The organism is Spirosoma rhododendri (genome assembly GCF_012849055.1).
In the GTDB taxonomy this organism is placed as follows: domain Bacteria; phylum Bacteroidota; class Bacteroidia; order Cytophagales; family Spirosomataceae; genus Spirosoma; species Spirosoma rhododendri.
On the sequence record NZ_CP051677.1, the window covers coordinates 5376876 to 5392671 of the forward strand.

At 52.1% G+C, this 15796-nt stretch carries 17 protein-coding genes; 11 read left to right on the plus strand and 6 right to left on the minus strand.

The features are described 5' to 3' along the window. Positions 1-201: 201 nt before the first annotated feature. The 5 genes from HH216_RS22530 to HH216_RS22550 all read left to right on the plus strand — a co-directional run bounded on the left by HH216_RS22530 (position 202) and on the right by HH216_RS22550 (position 7576). Entirely contained in the window at positions 202-1170 is a 969-nt protein-coding gene (locus tag HH216_RS22530; protein ID WP_254448570.1) for an efflux RND transporter periplasmic adaptor subunit, read from the plus strand. A 20-nt stretch (positions 1171-1190) separates the two neighbouring features. Beyond that, positions 1191-4289 (plus strand): efflux RND transporter permease subunit, encoded by a 3099-nt coding sequence (locus tag HH216_RS22535; RefSeq protein WP_169552909.1) that lies wholly within the window; start codon positions 1191-1193, stop codon positions 4287-4289. 388 nt (positions 4290-4677) lie between these two features. Next, the gene (locus tag HH216_RS22540) at positions 4678-5355 is read left to right on the plus strand and encodes a response regulator (RefSeq protein ID WP_169552910.1); all 678 of its coding nucleotides are present in this window, start codon (positions 4678-4680) and stop codon (positions 5353-5355) included. Between the two features lie 42 nt (positions 5356-5397). Then, complete coding sequence (locus tag HH216_RS22545; protein ID WP_169553486.1) at positions 5398-6822, plus strand: sensor histidine kinase; 1425 nt, start codon at positions 5398-5400, stop codon at positions 6820-6822. 103 nt (positions 6823-6925) lie between these two features. Then, the gene (locus HH216_RS22550; protein WP_169552911.1) at positions 6926-7576 is read left to right on the plus strand and encodes a carbonic anhydrase; all 651 of its coding nucleotides are present in this window, start codon (positions 6926-6928) and stop codon (positions 7574-7576) included. 73 nt (positions 7577-7649) lie between these two features. On the opposite strand, the gene HH216_RS22555 is transcribed toward HH216_RS22550, so the two are convergent. The 6 genes from HH216_RS22555 to HH216_RS22580 form a co-directional block, all read right to left on the minus strand. Next, positions 7650-7871 (minus strand): hypothetical protein, encoded by a 222-nt coding sequence (locus tag HH216_RS22555; RefSeq protein WP_169552912.1) that lies wholly within the window; start codon positions 7869-7871, stop codon positions 7650-7652. An 89-nt stretch (positions 7872-7960) separates the two neighbouring features. Beyond that, entirely contained in the window at positions 7961-8272 is a 312-nt protein-coding gene (locus HH216_RS22560; RefSeq protein ID WP_169552913.1) for a hypothetical protein, read from the minus strand. Between the two features lie 84 nt (positions 8273-8356). Beyond that, entirely contained in the window at positions 8357-9952 is a 1596-nt protein-coding gene (locus HH216_RS22565) for a peptide chain release factor 3 (RefSeq protein ID WP_169552914.1), read from the minus strand. Positions 9953-10102: 150 nt separating this feature from the next. Further along, the gene (locus tag HH216_RS22570; RefSeq protein WP_169552915.1) at positions 10103-10249 is read right to left on the minus strand and encodes a hypothetical protein; all 147 of its coding nucleotides are present in this window, start codon (positions 10247-10249) and stop codon (positions 10103-10105) included. A gap of 68 nt (positions 10250-10317) precedes the next feature. Further along, positions 10318-10695, minus strand: coding sequence for a DUF423 domain-containing protein (locus HH216_RS22575; RefSeq protein WP_169552916.1), 378 nt, complete (start codon positions 10693-10695; stop codon positions 10318-10320). A 129-nt stretch (positions 10696-10824) separates the two neighbouring features. Continuing rightward, on the minus strand, positions 10825-11484 hold the full coding sequence (locus HH216_RS22580) for a YggS family pyridoxal phosphate-dependent enzyme (protein ID WP_174842726.1): 660 nt from the start codon (positions 11482-11484) through the stop codon (positions 10825-10827). A 186-nt stretch (positions 11485-11670) separates the two neighbouring features. On the opposite strand from HH216_RS22580, the gene HH216_RS22585 reads away from it, so the two are divergent. From HH216_RS22585 to HH216_RS22610, 6 genes are all read left to right on the plus strand, one after another. Next, positions 11671-12615 (plus strand): hypothetical protein, encoded by a 945-nt coding sequence (locus HH216_RS22585; RefSeq protein ID WP_169552917.1) that lies wholly within the window; start codon positions 11671-11673, stop codon positions 12613-12615. 147 nt (positions 12616-12762) lie between these two features. Further along, complete coding sequence (gene rpsF, locus HH216_RS22590; protein ID WP_169552918.1) at positions 12763-13131, plus strand: 30S ribosomal protein S6; 369 nt, start codon at positions 12763-12765, stop codon at positions 13129-13131. A gap of 2 nt (positions 13132-13133) precedes the next feature. After that, complete coding sequence (gene rpsR, locus HH216_RS22595; RefSeq protein WP_106139615.1) at positions 13134-13385, plus strand: 30S ribosomal protein S18; 252 nt, start codon at positions 13134-13136, stop codon at positions 13383-13385. A 103-nt stretch (positions 13386-13488) separates the two neighbouring features. Continuing rightward, positions 13489-13932, plus strand: a complete 444-nt coding sequence (rplI, locus tag HH216_RS22600; protein WP_169552919.1) for a 50S ribosomal protein L9 — start codon at positions 13489-13491, stop codon at positions 13930-13932. Between the two features lie 93 nt (positions 13933-14025). Then, on the plus strand, positions 14026-14685 hold the full coding sequence (locus HH216_RS22605) for a Uma2 family endonuclease (protein ID WP_254448571.1): 660 nt from the start codon (positions 14026-14028) through the stop codon (positions 14683-14685). Positions 14686-14757: 72 nt separating this feature from the next. Then, positions 14758-15780: a GSCFA domain-containing protein gene (locus HH216_RS22610; protein ID WP_169552920.1), complete on the plus strand. Its 1023-nt coding sequence runs from the start codon at positions 14758-14760 to the stop codon at positions 15778-15780. Positions 15781-15796: the final 16 nt, after the last annotated feature.

Genomic DNA, 15796 nt, shown 5'->3' on the forward strand with positions numbered 1-15796 from the left:
TGGCTGGCTTGGTAGCCACCCGTAAACGCACTACTGATGTTGCTCCGCTTAACTTCACCGATTTATCGATTCATATTGCCCAAAAACTCATCGTTGAGTTCGTGGCTCTCCTGCGTGGTGCTTGGGGCCTTTTTAAGTGCCTGCGGCTCATCAGCCACACCCGAGCAAGCCAACAGGCCAGCCAGAAAACATCTTGATCTGTTGCGTTCAGCTACACTGGATACGGCCCGGCTGGAGCGGACAAACAACGAACTTAGCCTGACGGGCAAGGTGTCGTTCAATCAGGATCAGGTCGTTAAGGTGTTTCCGCTGGTGGGTGGTCATATCGAAGCGTTGCGGGTTGATCTGGGCGATTACGTCAAAAAAGGACAGGTACTGGCCATAATCCGGTCGGGAGATCTGGCCGACCTGGAACAGGCCGCCGTGACGGCGCGTGGCGAACTGGCCGTAGCGCAGAAAAATATGCAGGTAACGGAGGGCATGAACAAGGCCGGATTTAGTTCGGAGCGCGATCTGGTAGCGAGTCGGGAACAGTTGCAGGCAGCCAAGGGTGAAGTAAACCGGGTTACTGAGCGACGTCGGATTCTGGGTGGCAGCGGGTCTTCGTACGTCGTGAAAGCACCGATGAGCGGGTTCATTGTTGAAAAATCAGCTTCGGCCGGTATGGAACTCCGCTCCGACGATCCCGAAAATCTGTTCACTATCTCGAACCTCGACCGGGTATGGGTACTGGCCAACGTCTATGAGTCCGACCTGTCGCACGTGCACGAAGGCGACCCCGCTCTGATTACGACGATCTCGTATCCTGACAAAGTGTTCAAAGGCCATATCGACAAGATTTTCAACGTGCTGGACCCCGGCAGTAAGACCATGAAAGTCCGGGTAACGCTTGATAACGCCGACTACCGCCTGAAACCCGAAATGTTTGCCAACGTCAATGTGACGTATGCCGGCAAAGATGAGCGGGTAACGATTCCGGCCGGGGCGGTTGTGTTCGACAAAAACCGCAATTACGTCGTCACCGTCGACCGGCAGCACAATCCCGTTGTCCGGGAGGTAAGCCTTTACCGCACGGTAGGCGATAAAACGTACCTGACGGGTGGCCTGGCCCCCGGCGACCGCGTCGTCAGCCGGAATCAGCTGCTGATTTACAACGCCCTGGGTAACTAAGCCCTCCTATTTCGCCGTACATGAACAAGTTTATCAAGGGCATTCTGTCGTTTTCGCTGAAGAATAAGTTTTTCATCTTTTTCCTGACATTTCTGGCGGTCGTAGCGGGGGTTATCAGTTACCGCAACACGCCCATCGAAGCCTTCCCCGACGTTACCAACACGCAGATCACGCTGATTACCCAGTGGCCGGGCCGGTCGGCGGAAGAGGTCGAAAAATTTGTAACCATCCCCATTGAAATTGGCCTGAACCCCGTTCAGCGACGCACCGATATCCGGTCGACTTCGTTGTTCGGGCTGTCCGTCGTTAAAATTATTTTTGATGACGGGGTCGATGATACGTTTGCCCGGCAGCAGGTCAACAACCTGCTCAATGGTATCGAACTGCCCGAAGACATCCGGCCCGACGTACAGCCCCCCTACGGCCCAACGGGGGAAATCTTCCGCTATACACTCAGCTCCCCCACCCGCAATTCGCGCGAGCTGAAAACATTGCAGGACTGGGTGATCGAACGGCAGTTGAAAGGTGTGCCGGGCGTGGCCGACGTCGTTAGCTTCGGCGGTGAAGTAAAAACCTACGAAATCTCGCTCGACCCCCGCCGGCTGATCGATTACGACATTACCCCGCTCGAACTTTACAAGGCTGTCGCAGCCTCAAACGTCAATGTCGGGGGCGACGTGATCAACAAAAACTCGCAGGCTTACGTCGTGCGCGGCATTGGTCTGCTCCGCAATCAGCGCGATATCGAAAGCATTATCATCAAGAACGTCAACGGTACGCCAATCATGGTTGGCAATGTGGCGCAGGTGTCGGAGTCGGCCCTACCCCGGCTGGGACAGGCCGGGCGCGGCCCTACCGACGACGTAGTGGAATGCATCGTGATTATGCGGAAGGGCGAAAACCCCAGCGAAGTTATTCAGCGCGTCAAAACCAAAATTACGGACCTCAACGAGCAGGTGCTTCCCGGCGACGTGCAGATCGACACGTTTTACAACCGCGAAACCCTGATCGACTTCTCTACTCATACGGTTACGCACAACTTGATCGAAGGGATTATTTTCGTGACGGTAATCGTCTTTCTGTTCATGGCCGACTGGCGCACAACGCTGACCGTGTCGATTGTGATTCCGCTGGCGTTGCTGTTCGCGTTTATCTGTCTGCGGCTCAAAGGTATGTCGGCCAACCTGCTCAGCATGGGTGCTATTGACTTCGGCATCATCGTAGACGGAGCCGTGGTCATGGTCGAGGGTATTTTTGTGACGATGGACGAACTGGCGCACCGGGTTGGTATGGCGCGGTTCAACCGGCTGGCCAAGATGGGCGTACTGCGCCGGACGGGTACAGAAATGGGGAAGGCCATATTCTTTTCCAAACTCATTATCATCACCTGTCTGATCCCCATCTTTTCATTCCAGAAAGTTGAAGGCAAACTATTTTCTCCCCTTGCCTGGACACTGGGCTTTGCCTTGCTGGGTGCGCTGATTTTTACCCTGACGCTCGTACCCGTACTGGCCAGTATTCTGCTACAGAAAAACGTACGCGAGAAGCACAATCCGTTCGTGAATTTTATCACGAAATGGTCGACCCGAATTTTCACGTTCACGTTTTCACATCGGCGTACTAGCCTGATTGCAACCGCCTTAATCGTCGTTGTTGGTCTGGCAGGCTTCCCCCTACTGGGAACCGAGTTTTTGCCGGAACTGAACGAAGGTTCGATCTACGTGCGGGCGACAATGCCGATGAGTATTTCCTTACCGGAATCGGTGCAGGAAACGATTCAGATGCGGCAGATTTTTCGGCAATTTCCCGAAGTAAAAGGTGTAATTTCCCAGACAGGTCGCCCCAACGACGGTACCGACCCAACCGGGTTTTATAACATTGAATTTCTGGTTGATATTTATCCGCAGGAGGAGTGGAAAAGTAAGCTCACGAAGGAAGAACTTATTGATCAGATGCAGGATAAACTGCGCATATTCCCGGGGGTTAATTTCGGATTTTCGCAGCCCATCATGGATAACGTCGAGGAGGCTGTGTCGGGGGTAAAAGGCTCGATTGCCGTCAAGATTTACGGTCCCGATCAGACCATTCTGGAAAACAAAGCCTACGAAGTCAGGAAGCAGCTCGCCCGCGTGCAGGGCATTGACGATCTGGGCGTTATCCGTACAACTGGTCAGCCCGAAATGCGTATCGAACTCGACGAACGTAAGATCGCGCTGTATGGCGTCGACAAGGCCGATGCCGAAGCGGTTGTGGAGATGGCTATCGGCGGCAAGGCGGCCACGCAGATCTACGAAGGTGAACGCCGGTTTGACCTGCGTATTCGTTACGAGCAGCCATTCCGGTCGGGTGAACAGCAGATCAGCCGCTTGATGGTGCCTACCCAGAATAATTCCATGATTCCGATCAAGGAGATCGCTAATGTGTACACGCAGACGGGCCCGGTACTGATTTTTAGGGAAGGCAGTCAGCGGTACGGAGCCGTCAAGTTTTCGGTTCGGGGCCGCGATATGGGCGGGGCGGTAGCCGAAGCGCAGCAAAACGTGCAGGAGCACGTGCAGCTGCCGCCGGGTTACACCATTAAATGGGCGGGCGATTTTGAGAATCAGCAACGGGCCACGCTACGCCTTGAGCAGGTTGTGCCGATCAGCCTGCTGGCCATTTTCTTTATCCTGTTTGTGCTGTTCGGCAACGTGAAAGATGCGGGACTGGTGCTGGTCAACGTACCGTTTGCCATCATCGGCGGCATCGCGGCCCTGCTCGTCACCCACGTCAACTTCAGCATCTCGGCCGGTATCGGGTTTATCGCGCTGTTTGGTATCTGCATTCAGAACGGCGTCATCCTGATCTCGGTATTCAAGAAAAACCTGCACAACCGGCTGTCACTCAACGAATCGATCAGGCAGGGTGTTATTTCGCGCATCCGCCCGGTGGTGATGACCGCCATGATGGCCGGCATTGGCCTGATTCCAGCCGCCCTTTCGCACGGTATCGGGTCGGAGACAGCGCGCCCGCTGGCGATCGTCGTAATTGGTGGTTTGATTACGGCTACTCTGCTAACGCTGTTCATTTTCCCGCTCATATTCTATTCGTTTTATCGCGGTAAGTTTCTGGATTTATAATCGGTTGCGGTATACGTTTCTATACGCTCACCGCGTTAGTAATATAGATTGTTTAGTCTAGCTCGAAGGAGTTACAACTCATACAGACTTTTGATCAATTTTGAACTTAAGGAAGCTTTGACTAGTTTAGCAATTAATCCTTTACAAAGGGAAGGTTGAACAATCGGGACAATAGGTCTATCTGGCTTATTTCCCGAAATGGTGTGGATAGAAGCGGAAAGCCGCCCCGATCTTCGGAGCGGCTTTTTTGTACCTGTTCCGCAACGTATATACACATGTTGTATGCGTCTCTAACCGCCGTTTTTAAAAGGTAGTTAAAAGGTGCCGTAAACTAATGTGATAGCTGCGCGTTTTCAGTAATATGCCCCACAATTGTTTATACTAGATTATGAAAATACTGGTCGTTGAAGATGAGCCAAAGCTGGCGTCGTTTGTAAAAAAAGGTCTGGAAGAACAGTCATGCCAAGTCGACGTGGCTTACGACGGTCAGATGGGGCGTAACATGGCGCTCAGTAATCCATACGACGTTATCATACTTGACGTAAACCTGCCGAAGCTGAATGGTTTCGACGTAGTACAGTCGATACGACAGGAAAAGAATCACACACCCGTACTGATGCTAACAGCAATGGGCTCGGTCGACGATAAACTGACGGGTTTCGAGTCGGGTGCTGATGATTATCTGGTCAAACCGTTCGAGTTTCGCGAACTGATGGCCCGGCTACGAGCGCTCACCAAGCGCAGCAGCGAAAACGGAATTCAGGCCAACGTGCTGAAAGTAGCCGACCTGGAGCTTGACCTGAACGAGAAGATTGCCCGCCGGGATAGCCGCCGGATCGAACTGACGGCTAAGGAGTTTGGCCTGCTTGAATATCTGATGCGTAATCGGGGACGGGTTGTATCGCGGATCGACATTGCCGAGAAAGTGTGGGACATCCATTTCGACACCGGCACCAACGTTATCGACGTCTACGTAAACTTCCTTCGGAAGAAAATCGACAAAGATTTTCCACAAAAGCTGATTCATACCGTAATTGGTATGGGGTACATGCTGAAAGATGAATAGCACCGGGGCTATTTCTGTCGCCAGCACCGTATGCCTCACTTCATGAACATCCGCGTTCGTCTAACATTGCTGTTCGGCTTGCTGGTAGGGTCTATCCTGTTGCTGTTTTCGGTGTCTGTCTATTACCTATACAGTCAGTTCAGAGAGCAGGAATTTCAGAAACGACTTCAGGAGCTGGCAACGACAACGGTTCGTCTGCGAAATGATGCGGGCGAAGTAGCCGCAGCCGACCTGCCTATTCTGGCTGCCGAACAGGTTACTATCTACGACGATAAAGGAAAGATTTTATACAGCCGGGGAAAGCCGTCGGGTCGGTATGCGTTCACGCCGGCTTTCTTCCGGCAGGTACTTCTGGGGGAAACCCCGTATGTCAGGCAGGGCGATCGGGAAACGGTGGGCGTCCGCTATACCAATGCCAGCAACAGTGGCCGAATTTCGATCTCGGTCGCATCGGCGTACGACCGGTATGGCTTCTCCAAGCTTGAACGACTTCGTAATATTCTGCTGTTTGGAGGCTTGCTCTGTCTGGTCATCGTTGCTATCGCCGGTTATCTGTTTGCCGCTGATGCCCTGCGTCCCGTGGCCGAACTGATCGATCAGGCCAACACGATTTCGGCAACCAATATTCACAAACGATTGCAAGTGGGTCGTCAGCGCGACGAGCTTGCCGATCTTGCCCGTACGTTCAACGAACTACTCAGTCGGCTGGAAAAGGCGTTTGTGTCGCAGAAAAGTTTCGTGTCCCATGCCTCGCATGAGCTGCGGACTCCCCTGACGGTTATGATGGGGCAAATCGAAGTCACCCGGCTCCAGCCCCGATCCGTTGCCGAGTACGAAACCGCAATCGACGGGCTGCTCGATGAAGTGCAGAATATGATTCGGCTGGTAAACGGACTCCTCGAACTGGCCCGCGCCAATACAGGCTTTCCCAACCTGCCCAAGCACGCGGTTCGGCTCGATGAGTTACTCTGGCAGGCGCAGAGCCAGCTTACGCACAAGAAGGCCGATTACCAGATCAATATCGATTTCGATGAGCTGCCCAACCAGGAAGACGATTTGGTAATCCTTGGCGATGAATCATTGCTACAGACTGCGTTTCAGAATCTGATGGAAAATGGGTGTAAATATTCACCCGACCATTCGGTCATGGTGCGGATCTCGTTTCTGTCGCAGCAAATTCAGGTGACGGTCAGTGATCAGGGCTACGGTATTCCCGCCAGCGACTTGCCGAGTATCTTCGAGCCGTTCTACCGCTCCGACTCAACCATGACAATCAGCGGCTATGGTATCGGCCTGGCCCTCACCAAGCGCATTATCGAAATTCATCAGGGCTCGATCGACGTGCATTCATCGCCCGGCAAAGGAACTACGTTCCGGGTTTGCTTGCCCAACAAATCGGTCAGCAGCGAATCAGCCACGCCCACTGCGACTGGCATCCGCGAGGGGATACCAGTCACCGATTCCTAACTTATAGCCGGCTGAGTAACAATCCGGCGCGTTCTCCGTTAGAAAAAGACTTCGCAATACCACCGAGTAGTGTTAGTTTTGGATTAAAAAATCAAAGAAACTTATGAGCTTGTACGATCAGGTATTCAGTCACAATAAAGAGTGGGTTCAGAAGCAATTGGATCTCGACCCCTCCTATTTTTCTGAAATGGCTAAAAATCAGACCCCCGATTTTCTGTATATCGGTTGTTCTGATAGCCGGGTGTCGCCAGACGCGTTTATGGGCACCAAGCCGGGCGACGTGTTTATTCACCGGAACATTGCCAACCTGGTACCAAACAACGATATCAGTTCGCTGGCCGTATTGCAATACGCTGTTGAGAGCCTGCAAGTAAAACACGTCATCGTGTGTGGGCACTATGGCTGCGGGGGCGTCAAAGCATCGGTATCGCACGAAGATTACGGGTACATGAACACCTGGCTGCGTAACATCCAGGACGTGTATCGTATTCACCGCGACGAACTTGATTCGATTGAAGACGCAGACGCCCGGCACCGGAAACTGGTCGAACTCAACGTCCGGGAGCAGTGCCTGAATGTGATGAAGCTGTCGTTTGTGCAGAAGCGGATGTTTGAAAGCAAAGACATCAAGGTTCACGGCTGGGTATATGACCTCGCCAACGGGCAACTCACCGACACGCAGGTATCCCTTGCCGACCTAGAGCCAAACCTGTCGATCTACCGTTTCAAAGAATCAACACTGGCTGCGTTATAAATCAGCAGAAGTGCCAATACAAAAAGGGCTTCCCATAATTGGGAAGCCCTTTTTGTATTGGCACCATGAAGAACTACTTGTCCATTTTCTTGGCGTCCTTCTTCATCTCTTTGTGCATTTTCTTCATGTCTTTGGCCGCTTCCGCCTTCGTGTCGTCGCCGGCACGCTTGGCGTCTTTCTTCATTTCTTTAGCTTCCTTCTTCATCTCTTTGTGCGCCTTTTTTGCATCATCCTGCGCAAAAGCAGCACCCGACATCATTACAACAGCGACCAAAGCAATCAGTGACTTTTTCATTAGAGTGTATGGTTTAAATCAGATTAATCTGTGTATTAACCCGGCTATCGCTGAAAATGTTGGGCGATATTTATTAAACCTGCTTTAACCTAGTTACCGCGCTTGGCCGGATTTTTTCGGGCTTTCACCGACGATGGCCCCGTCATGGTGCTGCTACGGGCATCGGTTGCAGTGGGCTGCGTTGGCGTTTTGGCAGCCTGTGTCTGTTCCATGGTGGTTCCTGTGCCGGCGGGTAGCCCGTCATAAGCGTTGGAAGCCGACTGATTTGACCGCTTTGCATCCATCTCTGACATAGTACCGCCGGTTTTGCTGGTTGACTTACTTTTTTTCGCGGGTTGTTGTGCCAACGCAGCTGAACTGAGCAGCAACGCGAGCGCAAACGAAACGAGTGGCGTTTTCATAGTGAGCGATTTAGGTTCGTTGTTATGATAACGCCACTCGTTGCCGGTGGTTTAAAAAATCAGACCAGAATCTATAGTGGTTATCTAGACAACCATGTCGAACTCTGAGGTCAGGTGAAACTGTACATCGGAGTTGTTCTGCTGATTCATGCGCAGCATCCAGTCCGATTCGGCCAGAAACACCGGCCGGTTGTCTTTGTCGTACGCAATTTGGTTGCCCTTCAGCCGGATAAACTCGGCCAGCTTCGACGGATCTTCGGAGGTAATCCAGCAAGCCTTAGTGTAGTTCAGACCCACCCAGCGACACTTGGCCCCGTATTCGTTTTCGAGCCGGTACTGAATAACTTCAAACTGAAGCTCACCCACCGTACCAACGATTTTCCGGTTACCAACTTCAAGCGTAAACAACTGCGCGACGCCCTCGTCGGTCAACTGCTGAATACCCTTGTCGAGCTGCTTCGCCTTCATCGGGTCGAGGTTGATAAGCTCTTTGAAAATTTCGGGCGAAAAGCTGGGAATACCCTGAAACTGTAGCTCCTCCCCTTCCGTCAGCGTATCGCCAATTTTGAACGTGCCGGTATCATACAACCCCACCACGTCGCCGGGGAAACCTTCTTCGACTACGCTTTTGCTATCGGCCATGAAACTGAACGGCGATGCGAAGCGCACATTTTTGTCGAGCCGGGTATGGTGGTAGAATTTACCCCGCTCAAACACGCCCGAACAAATCCGCAGAAACGCGATACGATCGCGGTGACGCGGGTCGAGGTTTGCGTGAATTTTAAAGACGAAACCGCTAAAGTTTTTCTCTTCCGGCAGCACCTCCCGCTTATCAGTCGGGCGGGCGATGGGTTCGGGTGAAATATCGCAGAACCCTTCGAGCAGCTCCTTCACGCCAAAGTTGTTGACCGCCGACCCGAAAAATACGGGGGCCAGTTTACCGTCGAGATACGCCTGCCGGTCGAACGCGTCGTACACGCCTTCGATCAGTTCGACGTCTTCCCGTAGCTGAGCTGCGTCGCGCTCACCCACTTTCTTATCGAGCATCGAATCGGCCAGCTCGATGGCCATTACGTCGTCTTCGACTTTCGTTTTGTTGACCTTGAAGAAATATAATTTTTTCTCGATCAGATTGTAAACACCTTTAAAGTCAGACCCCATATTGACCGGCCACGTCATCGGCCGAACGCGGATGTTCAGCTTCTCCTCCAATTCGTCGAGGAGGTCAAACGGGTTTCGCCCTTCGCGGTCCAGTTTATTGATGAAAATGATCACCGGCGTATCGCGCATGCGGCACACTTCCATGAGCCGCTCCGTCTGCTCTTCGACGCCTTTCACGCAGTCGATAACCAGAATAACACTGTCAACGGCCGTCAGCGTACGGTACGTATCTTCCGCGAAATCTTTGTGACCGGGCGTGTCGAGAATGTTTATCTTTAGATTGTCGTACTCGAACGTCATTACCGACGTAGCCACCGAGATGCCGCGCTGCTTCTCGATTTCCATAAAGTCGGACGTGGCCGTTTTCTTGATCTTGTTGGATTTGACGGCTCCAGCCGTCTGTATAGCCCCACCAAAAAGCAGCAGTTTTTCGGTAAGCGTCGTTTTACCAGCGTCGGGGTGGCTGATGATGGCGAAAGTCCGTCGACGAGCGGTTTCGGCCTGTATATTCGTTTGCATTATTCTCAGAATCAGGATGCAAAGATACGAAAAAGCAAAGACAGTTGCCCGGTCAACCACCGCTACAAAACGACAGGCCCGGCCATGAAAATACGGTCGGGCCTGTCGTGTCAATCAGAAAAAGTATGGCTGATTTGTGTGTACGGTACCCTAGTGGCGATGCGTTACCTTCTGCGGACGAGGTTTGTTGTACTGCCAACCGTTGGTTAGCGTACCCAGCAAAAGCCCAGCGAGTAGCGTTACGCCCAGCGTTGCGATGTAGATTAGTAGATGATAGGTTTCAGGTTGGAGAGACATGTCTTTAGTTCGGATTACGGGGTTCAGACGCATTCTACCAAGCCTGGTAACAACATAGTCAGAATTTTTTACAAAAAAGCCCAAAGTAGCAGTGCCCAGCCCGCAATCAGCGCGACACCACCAAGTGGCGTAATAGCCCCCAGCCACGTAATACCCGTGAAACACAGGACGTAGAGCGAACCGGAAAAAATCAGCGTCCCGCCCAGAAACGAGTACCCCGCCCAGCCCAGCAGCCGGACAGCTGTCGGATTGCTACCCACCAGTTGTATCAGTATGCCCACCAGCACCAGCGCCAGCGCGTGGTAAAACTGGTATTTAACAGCCGTTTCAAACGTAGCCGCCCGCCCCGTCGACTCCAGCATTGCCCGCAGGGCGTGGGCTCCAAACGCACCAAGCGCAACACCTACTACACCCAAAATTGCCCCTGCCTGAATAAAGAACTTCATAATGATTGTCTGAATTATGGTTGTTCGGATTGTCTGAACTATGATTGACGCTGATTACGCTGATAGGCTGTGATTTCAAAAAAGAAAATCAGGGCAATCAAACAATCAGACGAATCATAGTTCAGACAATCAGCTTCTCGCACCGAAAATAGCGCTACCGACGCGTACCAGCGTGCTACCCTCTTCGACAGCAATCCGGTAGTCGCCACTCATGCCCATCGATAGTTCGCTGAACTGTACGTTGGCGGTCGAAAGCGTCGCCAGTTTGTCATACAGTTGTTTCAAGCCGCGAAACTCCTGCCGTATTTGCGTTTCGTCGTCGGTGTTCGTTGCTAACCCCATCAGCCCCACAATCCGGACGTTCTGCATAGCCCGCAACTCAGGTGAGCGAAGTAAGGTCTCAGCTTCGTCGGGGAGAAGACCAAATTTAGTTTCTTCGTCGGCGATGTGAATCTGAAGCAGGCAGTCGATAACGCGGTCATTTTTAGTTGCCTGCTTGTTCACCTCGTCCAGCAGTTTGAGACTGTCAATCGAATGAATCAGACTTACGAAGGGGGCAATATATTTGACCTTGTTGGTCTGCAAATGCCCGATCTGATGCCATTCAACGTCGGCAGGTAATTGCGGCTGTTTCTCAGCCATTTCCTGCACTTTGTTCTCCCCAAAGAGCCGGGCACCGGCGTCGTATGCTTCCTGTAGCATCGAGACCGGTTTGGTTTTCGTCACCGCAATCAGCCGGGCACGGCCTTCTATTTCCTGCTCAATCGTGTGTATACTAGCTGCAATCATGCGTATTTCCGGGCAGGTAAGCCCCTGTCCATTCGTTACTATTGTGCAAAGATAGGTTTGAGAACTACGCAGAATCCCGTAGTTTTTGGCCCGCTAAGGTATATTATCGGCGCAACGACAATAAGTAGCTATGTTCGCAGCGTTGTTGATGTCAATATTTTCACTACTTATCCTGACAACCTTCCTATGGAATCAAGACCCCGAACTCAGACTAACAACAGCCGCAGTTATCTGTTGGTTGCCCTGCTGGTGCTGGCTGCTCTGAACGTACTACTGCTTTACTTCTACTACCAGGAACACCAGCTCAACAAAAACAAGGATGCCACTATCGCAGCCAAGACGGAAGAAGTACTTGCCGTAAAAACCCGGCTCGACTCGATCTCCAATGAACTGGATGCTAAAATTGCCGAGATTCAGCGGCTGGGTGGTAGCGTTGATTCACTCATGAAAGTGAAGGCGCAGCTTGAAATCGACAAGCGGGAACTGCGGAACGTCACCAGTTTCAACAGCAAGAAATACGATCAGAAGATCAAAAATTACCAGTCGCTGCTGGCACAGAAAGACCAGGAAATCGCCCGACTGAAAGAAGAAAATGGGGTTCTGGTCGCCAGAAATGACTCGCTCAGCACCGAGAACAGTACGCTCCGCAATGAACGACAGAGTCTCAACGATTCAGTAAGCTCGTACTCGGCCCGTAACCGCGAATTAAACGAGAAAGTCACGATAGCAGCCGCCCTCCGGGCCGAGTCAATCAACGTAGACGCCATCAACCGGCGCGGCAAGGAGAAAGACGGCGGCAGCTACAAAGCCAAGCGCATTGAAAAAATAAAGGTGGCGGTAAAACTGGCTCCCAACGGACTGGCTCAGCAGAACGAGAAAGAGATGTACATGCGCATTCTGGACCCCAACGGTGCCGTCATCTCCGACATGGCAACGGGTTCCGGTGAATTCACTTACAACGGACAGGGCACGATCTACACCGCCAAACAATCCTTCACGTTCACCAACGACCGGCAGGAAATCGACTTCATATACGGGCGGGGGGCACAGCGTTTTTCAGAAGGTAAACACGTAGTCGAAGTGTACTGCGAGGGCTTCCGAATCGGCGAAGGCGAGTTTACGGTACGGTAGTTTGGAGTTGGAGAGTTATAGGGTTGTATGGTTATAAAGTTGGCTGACGTATACAATACCGGCGTCAGCCAACTTTATAACCATACAACCCTATAACTTTATAACTTTTGTTGTACCTTTGCGCCCTCATTTCAAACCAATTACACAATGTTTCCCAATAATTACGAAACGGTGTTCATTTTAACTCCCGTTTTATCTGATCTTCAGATGAAGGACGCCGTTGACAAGTTCCGTAATGTGCTGACCGAAAATGGCGCGGAACTGGTTCACGAAGAGAACATGGGTCTGCGTAAGCTGGCCTATCCAATTCAGCACAAAAACACGGGTTACTACCAACTCTTCGAGTTTAAGGCTCCCGGCACGATCATCGAGAAACTCAACACCGAGTATCTCCGTGATGAGCGCATTATCCGTCACCTGACGGTATCGCTCGACAAGCACGCCGTTGACTACAACGACCGTAAGCGCAACGGACTGGTGGGCAAGAAAAAACAAACCGAAAACGAGGCTAAGTAATCATGAGTCTGCAAAACGAATCTGTCTCGAAGACCGAGACCCGCAAAAAATACGACCGCTTTAAGAAAGCTGGTATCAAGTATATCGACTACAAAGACGGTAACTTCCTGCTGAAGCTCCTCAACGAGCAGGGCAAAATTCTGCCCCGCCGTCTGACCGGCACCAGCCTGAAAAACCAGCGCAAAGTGGCTCAGGCCGTCAAGCGCGCCCGTCACCTGGCCATCCTCCCATACGTAGGCGATTCACTGAAATAAAGTTGTAAAGTTATTGGGTTCTAAAGTTGTAGAGTTGGCTGACGCAAACGCTTTACAACGTTAAAACTATACGACTTTATAACTCGACAACCACTTTCTTAAAATGGACATCATTCTCAAAACCGATATCGCCGGTCTGGGCTATAAGAACGACACCGTTACGGTGAAGCCCGGTTACGGCCGCAATTATCTTATCCCGCAGGGATACGCCATGATGGCAACCGATTCGAACAAAAAGATCGTTGCTGAAAACATCCGTCAGGCGGCTCACAAAGCGGAGAAAATCAAGAACGACGCGCAGGCGATGGCCGATAACCTCGGCGATCTGACGCTGACGATCCCAGCTAAAGCGGGTGACAGCGGTAAGATCTTCGGCCGCGTAACTAACACGCAGGTAGCCGACGCACTACGCGAAAAAGGCTTCGACATCGACCGGAAGAAAATTACGATCGACGATATCAAGAACCTGGGTACCTACGAGGCATCGCTTGACCTGCATAAGGACGTGAAGCACAAGGTAAAAATCGACGTCGTTTCGGCTGAATAAGCACAACGAATCACCCCTATTGAACCGACCGGTTTGCTTATGGCAGGCCGGTCGGTTTTTTTGTATATTTGAGTAAAAACACACCATACCGTAATGGTAAACCTGGAGCAATTGATGGAGATTCCCAACCTGCCGCAACTCATCGAGCAGGCGCAACGGGCATTACGGGAGGAATCACGAAAGCGGAATGAGTTCTATGCGTGGCTCAAGGAGGATGTAAAAGCCGAGTTTATCAACGGCCACGTCGTCATGCAGTCGCCGGTCAAGGAGCGGCACTGGACAGCGGTTGGTAATATCCACAGCCTGTTACGCGCTTACGTCATCAAAAACAAACTGGGGCGGGTTGCGTCGGAGAAGGCGTTGATTACATTGAAGCGAAACGACTACGAACCAGACGTTTGCTTCTGGAAGCAGGAAAAAGCCGCGCAGTTTACGGCCGAACAGATGAAATTCCCGGCTCCGGATCTGGTGGTCGAGGTACTGTCGAAGGGTACAGCCCGCACGGATCGCGGTATCAAATTCACTGACTACGCAGCAAACGGAATCGCAGAATACTGGATCGTCAACCCCGGTAAGCGGTTCGTGGAACAATACACACTCGACGCTCAAACCGGCGAATATGCCCTCGTCGGAACAGTTATCGGTTCAGATGAATTAACCGCGCAGCAGGTAGCCGGTTTCCGTGTTCCCGTCTTGTCACTGTTCGACGAGGCTGCCAATATGCAGGCATTGTCAACCATTCTTTCCAATTAATAATCAGCTAATTAAACGACATAAAACTCTCTAAAAGCGGACCTAACCGGACCGCTTTTTTGTTGAATTAGTATGCAGTTTCACACCGAACTTACACCCGATTCATTGCCTTGCCAGCTTGATCTGAACAGCCGGATTGTTACGCTCGGCTCCTGCTTTGCCGATGTAATGGGTCAGCGATTACTCGACGCTAAACTGATGGTGTTGAACAACCCGTTTGGTACAATCTTCAACCCGGTATCGATCAGCAAGCTGGTTACGATGGCCCTGAGCGGTACGGCACCTGCTGAGAGCGGCTATCTGGAACGCGACGGGATCTGGTTTCACTATGATTTTCACTCGTCGCTCTGGGCGCACAGCCGTGATGAGCTGGAAACGAAGCTTGTACGGACACTGCAACAGACCGGAGATGCGCTCCGTAGGGCCGATTGCCTGTTGCTTACACTGGGGTCGGCGGTGGTGTATCGGCACAAGGCAACGGGCGAGGTAGTAGCCAATTGTCACAAGATGCCGGGGCAGTTATTCGAGAAATACCTGTACCAGATCGACCACCTGCGCGACTCGCTGACTACGCTGGTCAGACTATTGAGCCGGGCAAACCCGGCGCTGCGAATTGTGGTGACGGTTAGCCCAGTGCGGCACACGCGCGACACGCTGCCGCTCAATCAGGTTAGTAAGTCGATGCTGCGGGTGCTGGCTCATGAACTGACTAGCTGGCGAGACACCGTCCATTACTTTCCCGCCTACGAACTGATGATGGACGACCTGCGGGACTACCGTTTCTACGACGCCGATCTGATTCACCCTAATGCGCAGGCGCATGACTATATTTTTGGAAAGTTTGCGGAGAGCGCCTTTACTCCCGAACTTCGTGCGTTCGTCGCCGAGTGGCAACGTGTCCGGCAGGCACTCGACCATCGGCCACTGCATGGCGGCACAACCACCGCCGACCGGCAATTCCTGACTCAGCTGGTAGCCCGACTGGAAAAACTGGCTGAGCGCGTCGATACGTCGGCGGAACTGAGTGACGTACGCAGCCGTTTGCTGCGTATACAGGCAGGTTATCAAAACGAATTGAACACGCTGACTACCTGATGCGTAAGCAGCCCTG